Below are 14,914 nucleotides of genomic sequence, written 5' to 3'. Positions count from 1 at the left end.
CAGTGTCGGGGTGGTCCACTTCAGGAGGTCGCGCGACGTGCCGCCGACGTGAACCGGCGGTGCGGGATCCACGAACGGAGGGTCGGTGCTACCCTGTGATATCAAATCGAGGTGGGTGAGCGATGCGCGATGTTCTAATCCGCGGCGTCCCGGACGACGTGCTGGCCGCCATCGACGCGCACGCCGGCCGACTGGGCTTGTCTCGCAACCAATACCTGCGGCGGAAGCTTGTGCTGGATGCCACTGGCTCCGGTGGGGCGACCGTCACCGCCAACGATCTGCGGATGTTCGCCGTGTCGTTCGGCGATCTGATCGACGACGACATGATGGGCGGCGCCTGGCGGTGACGACGAGTTGGCTCATCGACAAGTCCGCGCTCGTCCGTGTCGGCTCGAGCCCCGATGTCGACGAATGGGCAACGCGCATCGAGCGCGGCCTCGTGCACATCACCACCGTCACCCGGCTCGAAGTGGGCTTCTCGACCAGGACCGGGACTGACGCCCGTGCGGCGTTCCGGAACCCTCCGCTGGCCCAGATGCCGGTCGAGTACCTCACGCCCGCCATCGAGGATCGCGCTCTCGAGATCCAGTTGTTGCTCGCTGAACAAGGTCAGCATCGTGCTCCGTCGATTCCTGATCTCATCGTTGCGGCCACTGCCGAGCTGACCGACCTCACGGTGCTGCATGTGGACAAGGACTTCGACCTCATCGCCGCGGTCACCGGGCAGTCCGTGGAACGTCTGACCGGCTGAGTCCGACGCCGCGTTCGGCGGGCCCGGTGGGCAGCGAACACGCTGCGCCCGGCCGAGAGCATCCCGCCGACGTGAACCGAAGGCCACGACCCGCCACGAACGGGCCGGCTGTCCCGTGCGCACCCTCTATTCCGTGCGCACCCTCGACGGGGTCAGGACCAGTGGGACCGAGAAGGCCGCGGAGAACGCCGCCGCGTCGTCGAACATCGCGCCGATCCGTTCGGTGTACTTGGCGAGGTAGGCCGGATTGCGATCCGCAGGAAGTTCGTCCGGGGCGATGTTCACCACTCCCTCGATCCGGACGTTGTCCCGCCCGATGTCGGTGACGTCCAGGCCGAGCACCGCCCGGGGGTTCAGAGACAGGTTCCGCAGCTTTCGCGTGCCGGGCCGGGTGAACATGAGCACGTCGTCCTCGCGGGCCAGGAACCAGACCGGGATCGTCGTCGGCTGGCCGTCGTCCCGCACCGTGGTGAACCAGGCGATCAGGTTGCTGTGCAGGCGAGCCGCGACGTGCTGTCGGCGGGCCTCGGGGAGGAGATCCAGGTCTTTCATCGCGCGGTGTCCGTTCCTCGAATCGTCCCCGAACGCGATACCAGCGCTCGGCAGGACCAACTCTGCGGTTCTGAGGTACCCGCCGGGATCGGGAGAATGTCGGAGACCGCAGCGCTGCTACCTCAGATCGTGACGGCGAGCGAAGCGTCAGTAGTGACGCAGCGACCGCACCGGGATGCCGTACTCGCGCAGGGCTGCCCGGCCACCGAGCGCGTCGAGTTCGATGGCCACCGTGACCGAGGTGACCTCGGCGCCGGCGCGCCGGAGCAGCCTGATCGCGGCTGCCGCGGTGCCGCCGGTCGCCAGGACGTCGTCGAGCACGGCGATGCGCGCGCCGGTGGGGACGTCGTCGGGATGCGTCTCGATGCGGGCCGTTCCGTACTCCAGGTCGTAGTCCTCGCCGATCACCGCGCCCGGCAGCTTGCCGGCCTTTCGGACAGCCAGCATGCCGCGACCCGTGGTGGCAGCGGCTGCTGCGGCGAAGACGAACCCGCGTGCCTCGAGTCCGGCGTAGAGGTCGGCCGGTCCGGCCAACTCGAGCATCCCCGCAGTGAGCTCGGCCAACGCGACCCCGTCGGCGAAGACCGGGGTCAGGTCGCGGAAGAGCACCCCTGGAACCGGGAAGTCCTGCTGCAGACGGGTCAATCGATCGATCACGGCGCCTGCGGCCCGGACGGCTGGGCTCTCTTCGGAAGTCACCCGACCACTATGACGGGTGCTCGCCGGGCTGATGCACGTGCGGGATCTCGACTCGCTGCGCTCGCTCGATCAGCGTCGGCCGGGTTGCCGCGCTCGCTCGATCAACGTCGGCTGGGTTCGCGCGCTCGCGCGATCAGCGTGAGCCACCGAGCACCAGCCAGTCGTCGCGGCGGTATCGCAGCCCCTGCGCCAGTGCCCTGGCCATCAGGTAGACCCCGCAGTAGACGATCCACAGCCACAGCAGACCGACGGGACCGTCCGGCGCCCAGTGCCCCACGGCCCACGCGAACGGCAGGTAGCCGGCCACCGCGACCAGGCCGCTCCAGGCGAGAAACCGTCCGTCGCCAGCACCGATCAGCACCCCGTCGAGCAGGAACACGTACCCGGCCACCGGCAGGGCGATGCCGACCACGATCAGCCCCAGTGCCACCGCCCGGCGCACCTCCGGGTCCGGTGAGAACAGCGCACCGATGAACGGGTGGGCGAGCAGGATCGCCACCCCGATCGTCGCCCCGGCGACCAGCGACCAACGGACCATCCGGTCGGTGATCACCCGCACGTCCGCGGCATCACCGGCGCCCAGCGCTCGCCCGGTGAGAGCCTGCGCGGCGATGGCGAGCGCGTCCAGCCCGAGGGCCAGGAAGTTCCAGATCGTCGAGACCACCTGGTGGCCGGCCAGCGCGGCCGCTCCTTGGCCGACCGCGACGGCGGTGGTCGCGAGGATGCCGATGCGCAACGCAACGGTGCGGATCAGCAGCGGGACGGCGCTCGCACCGGCCCCCCTGATGCCGCGGACGTCTGGTCGCAGCGACGAGCCGTGCAGCCGGGCGTGACGGGCAACGACGACGACCAGCACCCCGGCCATCACCGTCTGGGTGATCGACGTGCCGATCGCCGATCCCGCCACCCCCCAGTGCAGGCCCAGCACGAAGACCAGGTTGAGAACGACGTTCAGCGCCGCCCCGCCGGCCGCCACCCACAGCGGGGTGCGGGTGTCCTGCAGACCGCGCAGGACGCCGGTCGTCGCCAGCACGACGAGCATCCCCGGCAGGCCGACCAGCGACCACAACAGGTAGACGGTGCCCTGATGGCTGACCCCCGGCTCCGAGCCGAAAGCGCGCACCAGCGGTCCCGCGGACGGGATGCCGACGAGCGCGATCGTCATGCCGATGGCCATGGCCAGATGGATGCCGTCCATCCCGAGGGACAACGCCCGGCGCAGATCGCCGGCCCCCAGCAGCCGCGACACCTGGGAAGTGGTCCCGTAGGCCAGGAACACCGACAGCCCGACCACGGTCAGCAGGATGGTCGAGCCGATGCCGACCCCGGCGAGCGGAGCGATGCCGAGATGGCCGACGATCGCGGTGTCGGCCAGCAGGAAGACCGGTTCCGCGAGCAGCGCGCCGAGGGCGGGGAGGGCAAGCCGGGCGATCTGACGGTTCAGGCTCGGTTCGGCGGCAGACACACTGCTGATCGTTCCAGAGGGCAGATCCGACCTCGGGCGGCAATCCGGTCAGGTCGAGCCGGGCGGTGGTGGACAGGTCGATCCGCGGACCGTGAGGCTCGGCCAGAAGTCGACCCGCTGCAACGAGCGTTCCGGTTGTGTCATCGGCCGCACCAGCAGGTCTGTAGCGGCGACACAGGCATTCTTTTCGTCAGCATCACCCTTGCCGGCGGCGACGACGTCGGGCGTGTCAGGGCCGGCCGGCGACGGGTGCGCTCCACCATCGGCTCCCTGAACTTGTCGCTGGTGTTGCGGGCAGTCGCTGGCTTCAAGGACGTCCGTGACGCCAGCGACTGCCCTTGTCACCAGCGAGAACACGTGCGAGCGCCTTGTCACCAGCAAGAACTCCCGCGGCGGGGCCGGGCTGGACCCCTCGACCAGCCCAGCCCAGCCCAGCCGCCCAGCGCACCGCCAGCCCAGCCACCCGACCGGGCCGACGCAGTGCGAAGGCGCAACGGCGTCACCGGCGACCCCATCGTCACCGGCGACCCCGGGGGCCGGCGGACCCCTGTACCGCCGGAGCCCCGGGGTCAGCCCTGCTCGGCCAGCGCAGCTGCCGGCGAGACCCGGGTCGCGGTGCGGGCGGGAAGTGCCGAGGCCAGCAGGCCGGCCACCAGGGCGGCCCCGATCACCAGCAGGATCTGCCCCCACGGCACCTGCCAGACCACGTCCCGGCCGATCTCCGCGGTGACCGACGAACTGCCCGCCAGCCCGTACCCGATGCCCAGTGCGGCACCGGTGAGCGCGCCGACCGCGGCCAGCAGCAGCGCCTCGACCGAGATCATCCGGCGGAGCTGGGACCGCTGCAGGCCCAGCGCCCGCAGCAGCGCCGACTCGCGGGTGCGCTCCAGTACCGACAGCGCCAGGGTGCTGGCGATGCCGACGAGCGCGATCAGCACTGCCACGGCGAGCAGCGCGGTGGCGATCGTCAGGACGGTGCCGAGCGCATCCTCGTTCATCGCACGTTCGGCTGCGCTGCCACCCACTTCGACGGCCGGCATCGAGGACGTCGCCCGACGCAGTGCCCCGTCGGCGGTGGCAGCGTCCACACCTGCCGGTACCGCGGCCCAGAGGGCGACCACCGGTGCTCCGGACGAGAGTCGTTGCAGCACAGCACTGTTGACCACCAGGACGCTGGCCCCGGCGGCGTCGCCGAGATGCCCGGTGCGTACCTGCAGGTCGACCCGGCCGGCGCCGGTGCCGAAGGCGATCCGGCTGTCGTTCCGCACGCCGCTGTCGGCCCACCAGTCGGGAACCTCCACCACGCCGTCGGGAACGGTGGTCCCCGCCGCTCCCAGTGCCTGCGCGGAGGGTGCGATGACGAGCGCCGGTCCGTCACCGAGAAGTTCGGTGAGCGCGCCGCCCGCCGGGGCCGTCGCGCGCAGCCGGGCTCCGCGGACCTCGCCGGGGTCGAGGCCGGCCACCCGCGCCGCCTGCAACACCGAGGACGGCAATGCTGTTCCTCGGGTGTCGGTCACTGCCAGTGGAACCGGGAAGCGTTGTGAGAGTTCACGATCGAGGGTCGCGCCGGCTGAGGCCGCGCCGACCTGCAGGGTGACGATGAGGGCAACGCCGACCAGCAATGCAGCACTGGTGGCCGCTGCTCGACCGGGTGTCCGGAGAGCGTTGGCAGTGGCCAGCCGGCCGGGGATGCCTGCCAACCGCGCCACCGGTCCGAGAGCACGCATCACCAGCGGGAGGGCGGCTCGGGTGAGCAGCAGTACGCCGATCGCCGACACCGCAGCCGTTCCGAGGGCGAGCGCGAACGATCCGGTGGAGGCTGCGTACAGCAGGCCGCCGGCCCCGCCGAGGGTGAGCACCAGGCCGGACACCACCCGCAGAATTCCCACCCGCCGGGTGGAGGCCTCCGGACTGATCGGTTGCAGCGCGGCCAGCGGAGCGACCCGGCCGGTCCGGATCGCCGGGAAGGCCGCTGCCCCGGTGGTGATGACGATCCCGGCCAGCAGCGCGATCAGCAGCCCGGCGACATCTGCGACGACCCCGCCCTGTGCCGATCCGAGCTGCGTGGTCAGCGCGGCTGCGGCACCGTACCCGGCCAGCACCCCGACGATCGATCCGAGGGCGCCGACCGCCAGACCCTCGAGCACCACCTGTCCGGTCACCTGACCGGAGGTGGCTCCGATGCAGCGCAGCAGCGCCAGCTCGCGTCGTCGCGCCGTGGTCAGGATCGTGAAGACGTTCGCGATGACGATTCCGCCCACCAGCAGGGCGATCGCCGCGAACCCGAGCAGCAGGGTGCCGAGCAGGTCGCTGCCGTCCGTCACCGCGGTGACCCGTTCGGCGGCGAACTGCGCGCCGGTCAGCACCTCGGACCCGCCGGCAACTCCGGACGGGACCACGGCGCGCAGAGCAGTGACGACCTGGGCGGGATCGACGCCGTCGGCCACGCTCACCGCGACGAGGTCGGGGTTGACCCCTGGGATCTTCTGCACGAGCGCCGGAGGTGCGAAGACGTCCGCGCCTCCGAGCCCGCCACCCGCAACGATCCCGGCGACCGTCAGCTGCTGATCGCTCGTCCCGGCACCTGCCAGGGTGAGCGTCGACCCCAGCCGCAGCCCGGCCGATGTCGCGAAGTCCTCCCCGACCACCACCTGTCGATCGTCGGGCCAGGTGCCGGCGGACAGGGTGAACCAGCGCAGTGACGGCGACGGGACGCCGGCGATGCTGGCGTATCCCTTGGCGGCGTCGGTGCGGTAGGCGGTGGATCCGCTCAGCGAGCTCTCGACAGCGGCGACCCCGCTCACCGCGAGCAGGGTCTTCGCCGGGACCTCGGGGGCCGGGACGATCAGCACGTCCGCGGTGCGCCCGATGCCGGCGACCTGGTGGGCCAGCGACGCCTTCGCGGTGGCGTTGTAGGTGATGCAGGCAGCGGTGAAGCCCACGCCGATGACGACCGTCACCAGCACCGAGATCAGTCGCCGCGGTCGGTGGGCGAGTTGTCGGCGCACCAGCTTCCAGAGCACCACCTCAGGCCCCCAGATCGCGCATGGCGGCGAGCACGTCGTCCGCGGTCGGCTGCTGCAGTGATCCGGCGACCCGGCCGTCGGACAACAGCACGGCCCGATCGGCGTAGGCGGCGGCGACCGGATCGTGGGTCACCATGACGATGGTCTGTCCGAGCTCGCGGGCACCGGCGCGCAGGAAGGCGAGCAGCTGGTGGCCGGTCCGGGTGTCGAGTGCGCCGGTGGGTTCGTCGGCGAACACGATGTCGGGGCGGGTGATCATCGCCCGGGCGATCGCAACCCGCTGCTGCTGGCCACCCGAGAGCTCGGACGGCCGGTGCTGCAACCTGTCCGAGATGCGCAGCGCGGCGGTGAGTTCGCGGTAGTGGTCGGGGTCCGCGCTGCGGCCGGCGAGCTCCAGCGGCAGCAGGATGTTCTGCGCGGCCGTCAACATGGGCAGCAGGTTGAACGACTGGAACACGAAGCCGAACCGGTCCCGGCGGATGCCGGTGAGCGCGCGGTCGTCGAGCGTCGTCAGCTCCACGTCGCCGAGCCGGATCGACCCGGACGTCGGAGCGTCGAGGCCCGCGAGACAGTGCATCAGGGTGGACTTGCCGGAGCCGGAAGGTCCCATCACCGCGGTGAACGAGCCGCGCCGGAAGTCCACGTCGACCCCGTCGAGCGCCCGCACCAGGGTGTCGTCGGTGCCGTAGGTCTTCCGCAGGTCCAGAGCCCGCAGGACGTGATCGTTCCCGGCCGGGTTCGGCGGCGGGATCATCCGGGTGCTCGTCTCGGTGGCAGGCATGCGATGTGCTCGTTTCGTGTCGTCGAAGTGGACACGGACAACGCTAGGAATTCGGGCCGCCTGCCGGATCGGAGCACGGGACGGGATCTCGGCGAGGGTGAGTGCGTCCGCGGGGGCAGTGGACGGGCGCCGGGTACGACCACGGTCTGATGCTCAGTGCGTTGGGAGTGCTCGGTGCGCGGAGAGTGCTCAGTCCGCGGGGAGCTCCAGGCCGAGGCCGAGCCATTCGGCCAGCGAGTCGAGCTCGGCGCGAACCGAGTCCTCCGCGTCGTCCGGGTACAGCGGGTCGCGGTGCAGGGCGGCGACCCGCAGCACCCCGGCGGCGCGATCCGCGGTGGCGTCCACCTTGCCGACCAGCTGGTCACCGACCAGGACGGGCAGCGCGTAGTAACCCCAGCGTCGCTGGGCAGCCGGCTTGTACATCTCCAGTTGGTAGTCGAAGGCGAAGATCTCCGTCATCCGCTTGCGGTCGAAGACCAGCCGGTCCAGCGGGGAGAGCAGTGCGGTCCGCCCGATGAACGGTCGGTCCAGCTGGGTCGGGTCGACGCGCCACTGGCCTCGCACTCCCTCGATCACGGCAGGCTCACCGACTCCTCCGACGCCGTTCGGTTCGATCGGAGTCTCCACGGCCTTCGCCCTGGCGAGGCCGAGCGCAGTGAGTCGCCGTTCGGCGAGCCGGTGCTGGGCCTGCTCGAGCGGCACCGACGGGAGATCCGGGTGGACGTTGCCGGCCAAGTCCCAGAGCTTCTCCCGACCACGGCGCCCGGCGACCGCGACCTCGCCGCGCCGAGCCATCATCTCGACCAGTCGACCGACGTTGCGATTGTTGTTCCACCCGGACGAGCGCCACGGCACGACGCAGGTGTCCGGAAGCTCCCCGATCACCTGGGGACCTCCGGTGGCCAGCGCCGCGAGGACGTCGCGGCGGCAGGCGTCGTTCGCGGTCACCCAGTCCCGGGATGCCCGCTGCCAGCCCTGCAGCGGCTCCGGGCCCGGCCACCCGGCCATCGCCGCGGTGAACAGCGGGAGGTCCGTTGCCGGACGGGCGAAGTTGTCGAGATCGAACAGGGTGCGGTCCGCGAGAGCCGCAGCGATCGTGTCGGTCGCGATCCAGGCACCCAGCCGGCTCCAGGCGACCAGTTCGGCGCTGGGGGCTACGGCCGACGTCGGGTCCAGCTGGAACGCCGTGAGGTGCTCGGTCAGCCGGAGGATCTGATCGGGGCGGTCGGCGTCCAGCAGCTGGGCGCGCACGGCGACCTGCCGCGCGTCGGTCAGCGTCAACCGGTGGGGGAGCACCGATAGACGGTAGCGCCGAGATCCGACGATTCAGCCCCGGGCGGTCGCGCTGAGTGACTGAACGTGGCTCTGGAGCCGACCCCATCCCTGCACACCACCCGTTCGGCGGGTTTGAACGACCGCACAGCGCCGATCTGTCTGCTTTGCACAGAATTGGCCGACCGGAAGTCCTCGACGGCGCCGGGTTCCGGTCCGTCCGAGTGAACCTGAGGGTTGCACCCATCCGTGACTGCGGCCACCCCGAACCGCGACTGTCCACTACGGACGTCACGCGTATCAGTTCCCGGCCCGGTTCGACCGGTTCGGCGCCGCAGCACCACTCCGCGACGACGCGAGAGCGTTCGTGACACGAGCGAAGGGAACACCCCATGGCAGGCGAAGAGAGGATCTTCGGCGGAAAGCCGGTACTGGAGTTCAGCACCAGCACCGACCGTCGCAAGTTCCTGAAGATGGCAGGACTGGTGGGCTTCGGAGCCACATTCGTGGCTGGCGGTCTGCTCGGTGGAGCCGGCGTCGCCGGTGCTTCACCGGCGAACATCATGCGCGGGGCCGCTCCGGCCGCGGGCACCGAGGGAGACGTTGAGATCCTCAACTACGCCCTCACCCTCGAGTTCCTCGAGGCCGACTTCTACTCCCAGGGCCTGGCCAAGGGTCTGCTCTCGGGTCGCGAACTCGAGCTGGTGACTCCGATCGAGGATCACGAGAAGACGCACGTCAGCGCAGTCTCCGACACCGTCAAGGCGTTCGGTGGCACCCCGGTCTCCAAGCCGAAGATCACCTACCCGGACGGGACCTTCGCCTCGCGCGATTCGTTCCTGAAGACCGCTTCGGCGTTCGAGGAGCTCGGTGTGACCGCGTACCACGGTCAGGTTCCGCTCATCAAGAGCGTGGACGTTCTCGCAGCCGCAGCTTCGATCGCGGGCGTCGAGTCGCGTCACGCTGCGGTGATCGCCAGCCTCATCGGCGGCAAGCCCTTCCCGTCCCCGTTCGAGGCGAAGGCCGACATGGCCACCGTTCTCGCGGCTGCCAAGCCGTTCATTTCCTGAGGAGAGCATCCATGACCACCACAGCACGCGATCTCGTGCACGGAAACGCTTCGGAGCTTTCCGGAGCTCAGGGCCTCAGCGCCCTGAACAACAAGTTCAACCTGGCCGGGGCACCTGATTTCGCCAACGACCTCGAGGTTCTGAACTACGCCCTGACGCTGGAGTACCTGGAAGCAGCGTTCTACAAGCAGGGCAATGAGGCCAACCTGCTCTCGGGCGTGGAGAAGGAGTACCTCGCCACCATCGAGTCGGATGAAGCGACCCACGTCAGTGCACTCACCGACACCATCAAGTCCCTCGGTGGGTCTCCGGTCGCCGCTCCCGGCGTCGATTTCGGTGAGTCGTTCGCCAGCCGTGACAGCTACCTGAAGACCAGCCACGTCTTCGAGAATCTGGGCACCAGCGCCTACCTCGGTGCTGCCGGCTTCATCAAGGACAAGGGCATTCTGCAGGCTGCTGCCAGCATCTTCGGTGTCGAGGCTCGGCACGCAGCTGTCGTCGGCAACCTGCTCGGCCTCAAGGCCGAGGGTGGCGTCTACATGGGGGCCTTCGAGACCCCCAAGGACAAGGCGACCGTCCTGGCCGCTGCCACACCGTTCATCAAGGGTGGCCAGATGGGCTCCATGCCCAACGGTGGCGTGCAGACCGGCGGCGGCAGCACTGCCGGTGGCCCGAGCACGGGTGCCATCGTCGGCGGCATCGCATTGCTGGGTGCGGCCGGTGCGGCTGCGGTCGCAGCGCGTCGCTACGCCCACGACGACGCCACCTGAGCCTTCCCGCTCACGGCGTCATCAGTAGTAGTTCCTGAAGTCCGGGACAGCGGGTTCTGAGAGCTCATTCGTCCCGTGCCGAAGCTCACCGGGCGGATCCGTTTCGACGGATCCGCCCGGTGTGGCACGGTGGGCAGGTCCCACCATCCCTACTTCGCGGAGTCCGGTTCCTGGACAGCACGCTGCCGGACCCGCACCGACCGACGGAGACTCCCCGATGAATGCCCGCCTGGCACCCCCCGAGCGTCGACGCCGGATGCGCATGCGGTTGTGGGCCAGCGGAGTGCTCGCGGCTCTCGGGGCTCTGCTGCTCGTCCTCGGCTCCTGCAGCAGTGCGACACCTCCCGACTCCCCGACGTCCGCCAACGCCGGCGTGATCGACGGCGAGGCCGGCACCGCGGCCAGTGCTCCGACGTCCAGTGCGATCAGCACCTCCGTCGAGGACAGCGGCACCCCCTCGAGCGCGTCCTCCACCGATCCGACCGCTGCGTCCGACCCCTCCACGTCACAGCCCTCCACCTCGGCGTCGGCCACCACGAAGCCGAGCACGAGCGCTCCCGCGTCGAGCACTTCAAAGCCCGCCGCATCGACGACCACCGCACCCAACACCAGCGTCACCCCGCTGGTGTCGGTGAAGGGGCCCATCCTGCCGGAATCGGAGCCGACGACACTGACGATCCCGGCCATCGGGGTCACCGATTCGCCAGTCCTGAACATGAGCGCGGCGGCCGACGGCTCCATCGAGGTTCCCCCGCTGGACGACACCAAGTCCAGCGGCTGGTTCAACGGCTCGCCGACGCCCGGCGAGATCGGCCCGTCGATCCTGCTGGGCCACGTGGACTCCAGGGCCAACGGTCCGTCAGTGTTCTACAAGCTCGGTGACCTCAAGCCGGGTGACGAGATCCAGGTGGCCCGCCGGGACGGCACGGTGGCGACCTTCAAGGTCGACGGCGTGCGGGAGTACGCCAAGGACAAGTTCCCGACCCAGGTCGTGTACGGCAACCTGGACCACGCCGGTCTGCGACTGATCACCTGCGGCGGAACGTTCAACCCGTCGGTCGGTCACTACGAGTCGAACATCGTCGCGTTCGCCACCCTGGTCTCCTGAGCCCGCGCGGCCCGGTCAGCTCCGGACCAGGCCGGTCTCGTAGGCCACCAGCACCAGTCCCACCCGGTCCCGAACCGCCAGCTTGGACAACAGCCGTCCCACGTGTGTCTTCACCGTGGCCTCGGCCATGTACAGCTGGATGGCGATCTCCGGGTTGGTCGCTCCGGCCGCGATCAGCTGCAGCACTTCCCGCTCCCGGGCGGTCAGCACGTCCAGTCGCGCGGCGGAGGCGCGGTCGGGGCCCGGCAACTGATCGACGACGGTGGCGATGAGCCTGCGGGTAGCGCTGGGAGCCACGACCGAGTCGCCCGCGGCCACGCTGCGGATCGCGCCCAGCAGGTCTTCCGGGCGGGCGTCCTTGAGCAGGAATCCGGACGCGCCGGCTCGCAGCGCAGCGAACACGTACTCGTCGATGTCGAACGTGGTCAGCACCAACACCTTCGGGCCGGAGCGCACGGGCGCCTCCGCCCCGGGACCGGCCGCTGCCGGTCCGCTGCGGGCGGGTGCGTCGTGGGCGGCGACGATCTCCTGGGTCGCCCTGACCCCGTCGAGCACCGGCATCCGGACGTCCATCAGCACCACCTCGGCGTCGGCTGCGCTCCCACCCGGAACCAGCGCGGCGATCGCCTGGCGTCCGTCCGGAGCCTCCCCGACCACCACCATGTCGTCCTGGGCCTCGACGAGCATCCGGAAGCCGGTGCGCACCAGCATCTGGTCGTCGACCAGGAAGACCTTGATCGGCGGCGCGGCCTGGGTCATCGGTGGTTCCCGGCGGGATCGGCGGCGGCCAGAGCGCCCTGCTGGGGGGTCGGGATCGTCGCGGTGACGATGAAGCCGCCGCCGGAGCGGGCGTGGGCGGCAACGGTTCCGCCCTGCAGGGTGACCCGCTCACGCATCCCGATCAGGCCGTTGCCCTGACCGTCACCGGCCGCGGCCGCACCCCGGCCGTCGTCCAACACCGAGACGTGGACCTCGCCCGGTGCGTAGTGCACGTTGACCTCGGTGCTCGCGCTCGAACCGGCGTGTTTGATGACGTTGGTCAACGACTCCTGGACCAGCCGATACGCGGCCAGACCGGCACCCGGCGGTACCGGGCGTTCCTCGCCGGTGATCTGCAGCTGCACCCGTTGCCCAGCGGCGCTGACCTGGGCGACCAGGTCGGCGACGTCTCCCAGCGTGGGCGCCGGCGCGAAGTCCGGATGGCTGGATTCCGGTTCGCCGCCGGTGCGCAACACCCCGACGAGTCGCCGCATGTCGCCCAGAGCGGCCCGCGCGGTACCGGCGATGGTGGCCAGCACCTCCGGTGCGAGCTCCGGCTTGGTCCTGGCCGCAGCGCGCCCGCCCTCGGCCTGGACGACGACCACCGACAGCGAGTGCGCCACGATGTCGTGCAGTTCCCGCGCGATCCGGGTGCGTTCCTGGGCCGCGGCCATCTCGCTGCGCCGGATCTGCTGTTCCTGCAGCAGCCGGTCCCGCTCCGCCACGGCAGCGGCGGAGTCCCGGGCGTGGGTCTCCTGTTGTCGACCCACCAGGAAGGCGACGGCAACGGTGGTGGCGGTGATGGCGCCGTTGGTCAGCGCGCCTCGTGGATCGTCGAATCCGAAGAACGCCACCGAGGAGATGGCGGCGCCCAACAACCCCAGCAGCAGCGCGCTCCAGCCCCAGCGGCGGTTGCGCGCGTACGCGGTCGCCGCGTGCACGACCAGCGGGACCGCGAGGTCGCCGACCTGGTATCGGTAACCCACCGCGACCTGGACCAGCGCCAGGGCGGCGACGATCACGGTGACGGTCTCCGGGAACGACCGCCGCCAGAACAACGGTGCGATCAACAGCATCGAGAACAGGGTGGTGCCGCCGCCCTGGGCTGCGGTCGCGAGGGCGAGGATGAGCAACACGGCGGGGATCGCCGCATCGCGCGCCCACACGTTCTGGGCCCAGAACTCTCGAAACGTCACGGTGTCCACGCTAGGCGGTCGCCCGCGACCTGCCATCCGACCGTGGTCGGAGTGCGATTCGGTGCGGCCGACGGCGGTGTCCTTCGTGTCGTCAGCGGTACGCGGTCTCCAGGTAGTGCGCCGCGGCGTCGCCGAGCACCGCCGGCCAGCGGGCGAACAGCTTGTCGGCCGTCGGTGCGGTACGGACACTCCACCCGGCCCGTTCGGCCGCGATGGCACGAAGCTGCCCCGGAGTGGTGCCGAGATCGTCGTCAGCCTGGATGAACTGCACCTCCGACGCGCCGGCCCACGAGCCCACCCAGCGGGGCGCAGGGCTGCCGCCGTCGGCGATCCACTGGCTCCCGACCTCGTCGAGATCGGCCGACACCGCGGCGCGGAAGGAGGGCGCGAGCCACCGGCCGCCGAGCGCCGAGAGTGCTCGGTCGTCCATCCGACCGCGCGCCCGGGTCCAGGCGCGCTCGTCGGTGAGCTGCTCTCCGGCGGCGGCCCGTGCCCAGGCCTCGAGCGGACCGCGCCAGGACTGCGTGGTGCCGGAACTGCGGCGCAACAGCGAGCGGCGCGCTCGGGGCGCGGCCGGCTCCGCAGTACCACGAGCGGCCACGGCGACCACCCGGCTGACGGCTCGCGGGCTCCGCTCGGCGACGTCCAGTGCGATGCTCGCACCTGATCCGACGCCGACCATCACGACCCGTCCGACGGCGAGGGTGTGGATCATCATCAGGATGTCGGCGGCCAGGTCGTCCCGGCCGCCCAGGCCGACCGGATCGGACCGGCCGATGCCAGGTCGGTCGATCGACAGCAGCCGTACGGACTCGGGCAGAGTGAGCTCGTGCATCATCCATCCGGGGGACAGCCTGGAGGAGGCGGTGTCCGGGACCACGATGCACGGCACTCCACGGGGGTTGCCGTACTCGGCCCAGGCCAGTGCGCGTCCGTCGACCAACCTGATCCCCGCGAACGGACGCACCCTGGGCGGTGCCACCAGGGGAGCTGCGTCGGGCGGCAGATCTTCCAGGGAATCCGGGACGGCCGACGCCAGGGACGGCCAGCTCAGCGAGACGTCGCCGAGTGACGTGGAGGTGGGGGAGGCGTGCTGGTACATCCCGTCTGATTCCCCCGAAACATCGACCGGACGAGCAACCTGCGTCATGACCCCTCGAACCCTCCGACTGCCACCGGACGCCTGATTGCGTCCAGATCCCGCGGCAACCGCTCTGTACAGATACCGACGTCTCAAGTGTGGGGCTTGGTGTCGTGGGGTTATCGAACCGTGACCGGCGTTTCCGCAGGTGGCGGCAACGGTGTGTGACGCAGGTCCGCCACTCGCGGGCGCGAGTGCGGATGAGGCACGGCGAAAGAGGACAATCAGCGGGCTTGTCGTCGAACATCAACTACGGAGCGAAGGCGTGGAAGCCACAACCGCCCGATCGGTATGGATGATCGCCTGTCTGGGTGAACTTCTGAG

The 14,914-nt window shown here is 70.4% G+C and carries 15 protein-coding genes; 5 read left to right on the top strand and 10 right to left on the bottom strand.

The annotated features are described in order from the left end of the window. The first annotated feature begins 122 nt into the window (after positions 1 to 122). Positions 123 to 347: an antitoxin gene (locus ABLG96_RS20000; RefSeq protein WP_353649062.1), complete on the top strand. Its 225-nt coding sequence runs from the start codon at positions 123 to 125 to the stop codon at positions 345 to 347. Next, positions 344 to 751 carry a PIN domain nuclease gene (locus tag ABLG96_RS19995; RefSeq protein ID WP_353649061.1) on the top strand — a complete coding sequence of 136 codons (408 nt, stop codon included), beginning with the start codon at positions 344 to 346 and terminating at the stop codon, positions 749 to 751. Before ABLG96_RS20000 ends, ABLG96_RS19995 begins: the two co-directional genes overlap by 4 nt. A gap of 126 nt (positions 752 to 877) precedes the next feature. Here ABLG96_RS19995 and ABLG96_RS19990 read toward each other — a convergent pair whose 3' ends face one another. From ABLG96_RS19990 to ABLG96_RS19965, 6 genes are all read right to left on the bottom strand, one after another. Further along, complete coding sequence (locus ABLG96_RS19990) at positions 878 to 1,303, bottom strand: pyridoxamine 5'-phosphate oxidase family protein (RefSeq protein ID WP_353649060.1); 426 nt, start codon at positions 1,301 to 1,303, stop codon at positions 878 to 880. A gap of 147 nt (positions 1,304 to 1,450) precedes the next feature. Next, on the bottom strand, positions 1,451 to 1,960 hold the full coding sequence (locus ABLG96_RS19985; protein ID WP_353651602.1) for an adenine phosphoribosyltransferase: 510 nt from the start codon (positions 1,958 to 1,960) through the stop codon (positions 1,451 to 1,453). Between the two features lie 175 nt (positions 1,961 to 2,135). Next, entirely contained in the window at positions 2,136 to 3,467 is a 1,332-nt protein-coding gene (locus tag ABLG96_RS19980) for an MATE family efflux transporter (RefSeq protein ID WP_353649059.1), read from the bottom strand. A gap of 569 nt (positions 3,468 to 4,036) precedes the next feature. Further along, entirely contained in the window at positions 4,037 to 6,493 is a 2,457-nt protein-coding gene (locus ABLG96_RS19975) for an FtsX-like permease family protein (RefSeq protein WP_353649058.1), read from the bottom strand. Position 6,494: 1 nt separating this feature from the next. Further along, entirely contained in the window at positions 6,495 to 7,247 is a 753-nt protein-coding gene (locus ABLG96_RS19970; RefSeq protein WP_353651601.1) for an ABC transporter ATP-binding protein, read from the bottom strand. Positions 7,248 to 7,463: 216 nt separating this feature from the next. Further along, positions 7,464 to 8,570 carry a crosslink repair DNA glycosylase YcaQ family protein gene (locus tag ABLG96_RS19965; protein ID WP_353649057.1) on the bottom strand — a complete coding sequence of 369 codons (1,107 nt, stop codon included), beginning with the start codon at positions 8,568 to 8,570 and terminating at the stop codon, positions 7,464 to 7,466. Positions 8,571 to 8,938: 368 nt separating this feature from the next. On the opposite strand from ABLG96_RS19965, the gene ABLG96_RS19960 reads away from it, so the two are divergent. Further along, positions 8,939 to 9,616, top strand: a complete 678-nt coding sequence (locus tag ABLG96_RS19960) for a ferritin-like domain-containing protein (RefSeq protein WP_353649056.1) — start codon at positions 8,939 to 8,941, stop codon at positions 9,614 to 9,616. An 11-nt stretch (positions 9,617 to 9,627) separates the two neighbouring features. Beyond that, positions 9,628 to 10,386: a ferritin-like domain-containing protein gene (locus tag ABLG96_RS19955; RefSeq protein WP_353649055.1), complete on the top strand. Its 759-nt coding sequence runs from the start codon at positions 9,628 to 9,630 to the stop codon at positions 10,384 to 10,386. Positions 10,387 to 10,407: 21 nt separating this feature from the next. Here the strand turns inward: ABLG96_RS19955 and ABLG96_RS19950 are convergent, their stop codons facing one another. Continuing rightward, positions 10,408 to 11,073, bottom strand: a complete 666-nt coding sequence (locus ABLG96_RS19950) for a hypothetical protein (RefSeq protein WP_353651630.1) — start codon at positions 11,071 to 11,073, stop codon at positions 10,408 to 10,410. On the opposite strand from ABLG96_RS19950, the gene ABLG96_RS19945 reads away from it, so the two are divergent. Further along, entirely contained in the window at positions 11,012 to 11,494 is a 483-nt protein-coding gene (locus ABLG96_RS19945) for a class F sortase (RefSeq protein WP_353649054.1), read from the top strand. The genes ABLG96_RS19950 and ABLG96_RS19945 overlap by 62 nt on opposite strands. A 15-nt stretch (positions 11,495 to 11,509) precedes the next feature. On the opposite strand, the gene ABLG96_RS19940 is transcribed toward ABLG96_RS19945, so the two are convergent. The 3 genes from ABLG96_RS19940 to ABLG96_RS19930 form a co-directional block, all read right to left on the bottom strand. Further along, positions 11,510 to 12,253: a response regulator transcription factor gene (locus ABLG96_RS19940; protein ID WP_353649053.1), complete on the bottom strand. Its 744-nt coding sequence runs from the start codon at positions 12,251 to 12,253 to the stop codon at positions 11,510 to 11,512. Then, positions 12,250 to 13,449 (bottom strand): histidine kinase, encoded by a 1,200-nt coding sequence (locus ABLG96_RS19935; RefSeq protein ID WP_353649052.1) that lies wholly within the window; start codon positions 13,447 to 13,449, stop codon positions 12,250 to 12,252. The genes ABLG96_RS19940 and ABLG96_RS19935 overlap by 4 nt, the downstream gene beginning before the upstream one ends. Positions 13,450 to 13,540: 91 nt before the next feature. After that, positions 13,541 to 14,599 (bottom strand): alpha/beta fold hydrolase, encoded by a 1,059-nt coding sequence (locus tag ABLG96_RS19930; RefSeq protein ID WP_353649051.1) that lies wholly within the window; start codon positions 14,597 to 14,599, stop codon positions 13,541 to 13,543. Positions 14,600 to 14,914 lie beyond the last annotated feature (315 nt).

Origin of the sequence: Nakamurella sp. A5-74, from assembly GCF_040438885.1 — a bacterium.
Classification (GTDB): Bacteria; Actinomycetota; Actinomycetes; order Mycobacteriales; family Nakamurellaceae; genus Nakamurella.
Note: the sequence above shows the minus strand (reverse complement) of the source record. Positions and strands in the feature narration are given on the sequence as shown.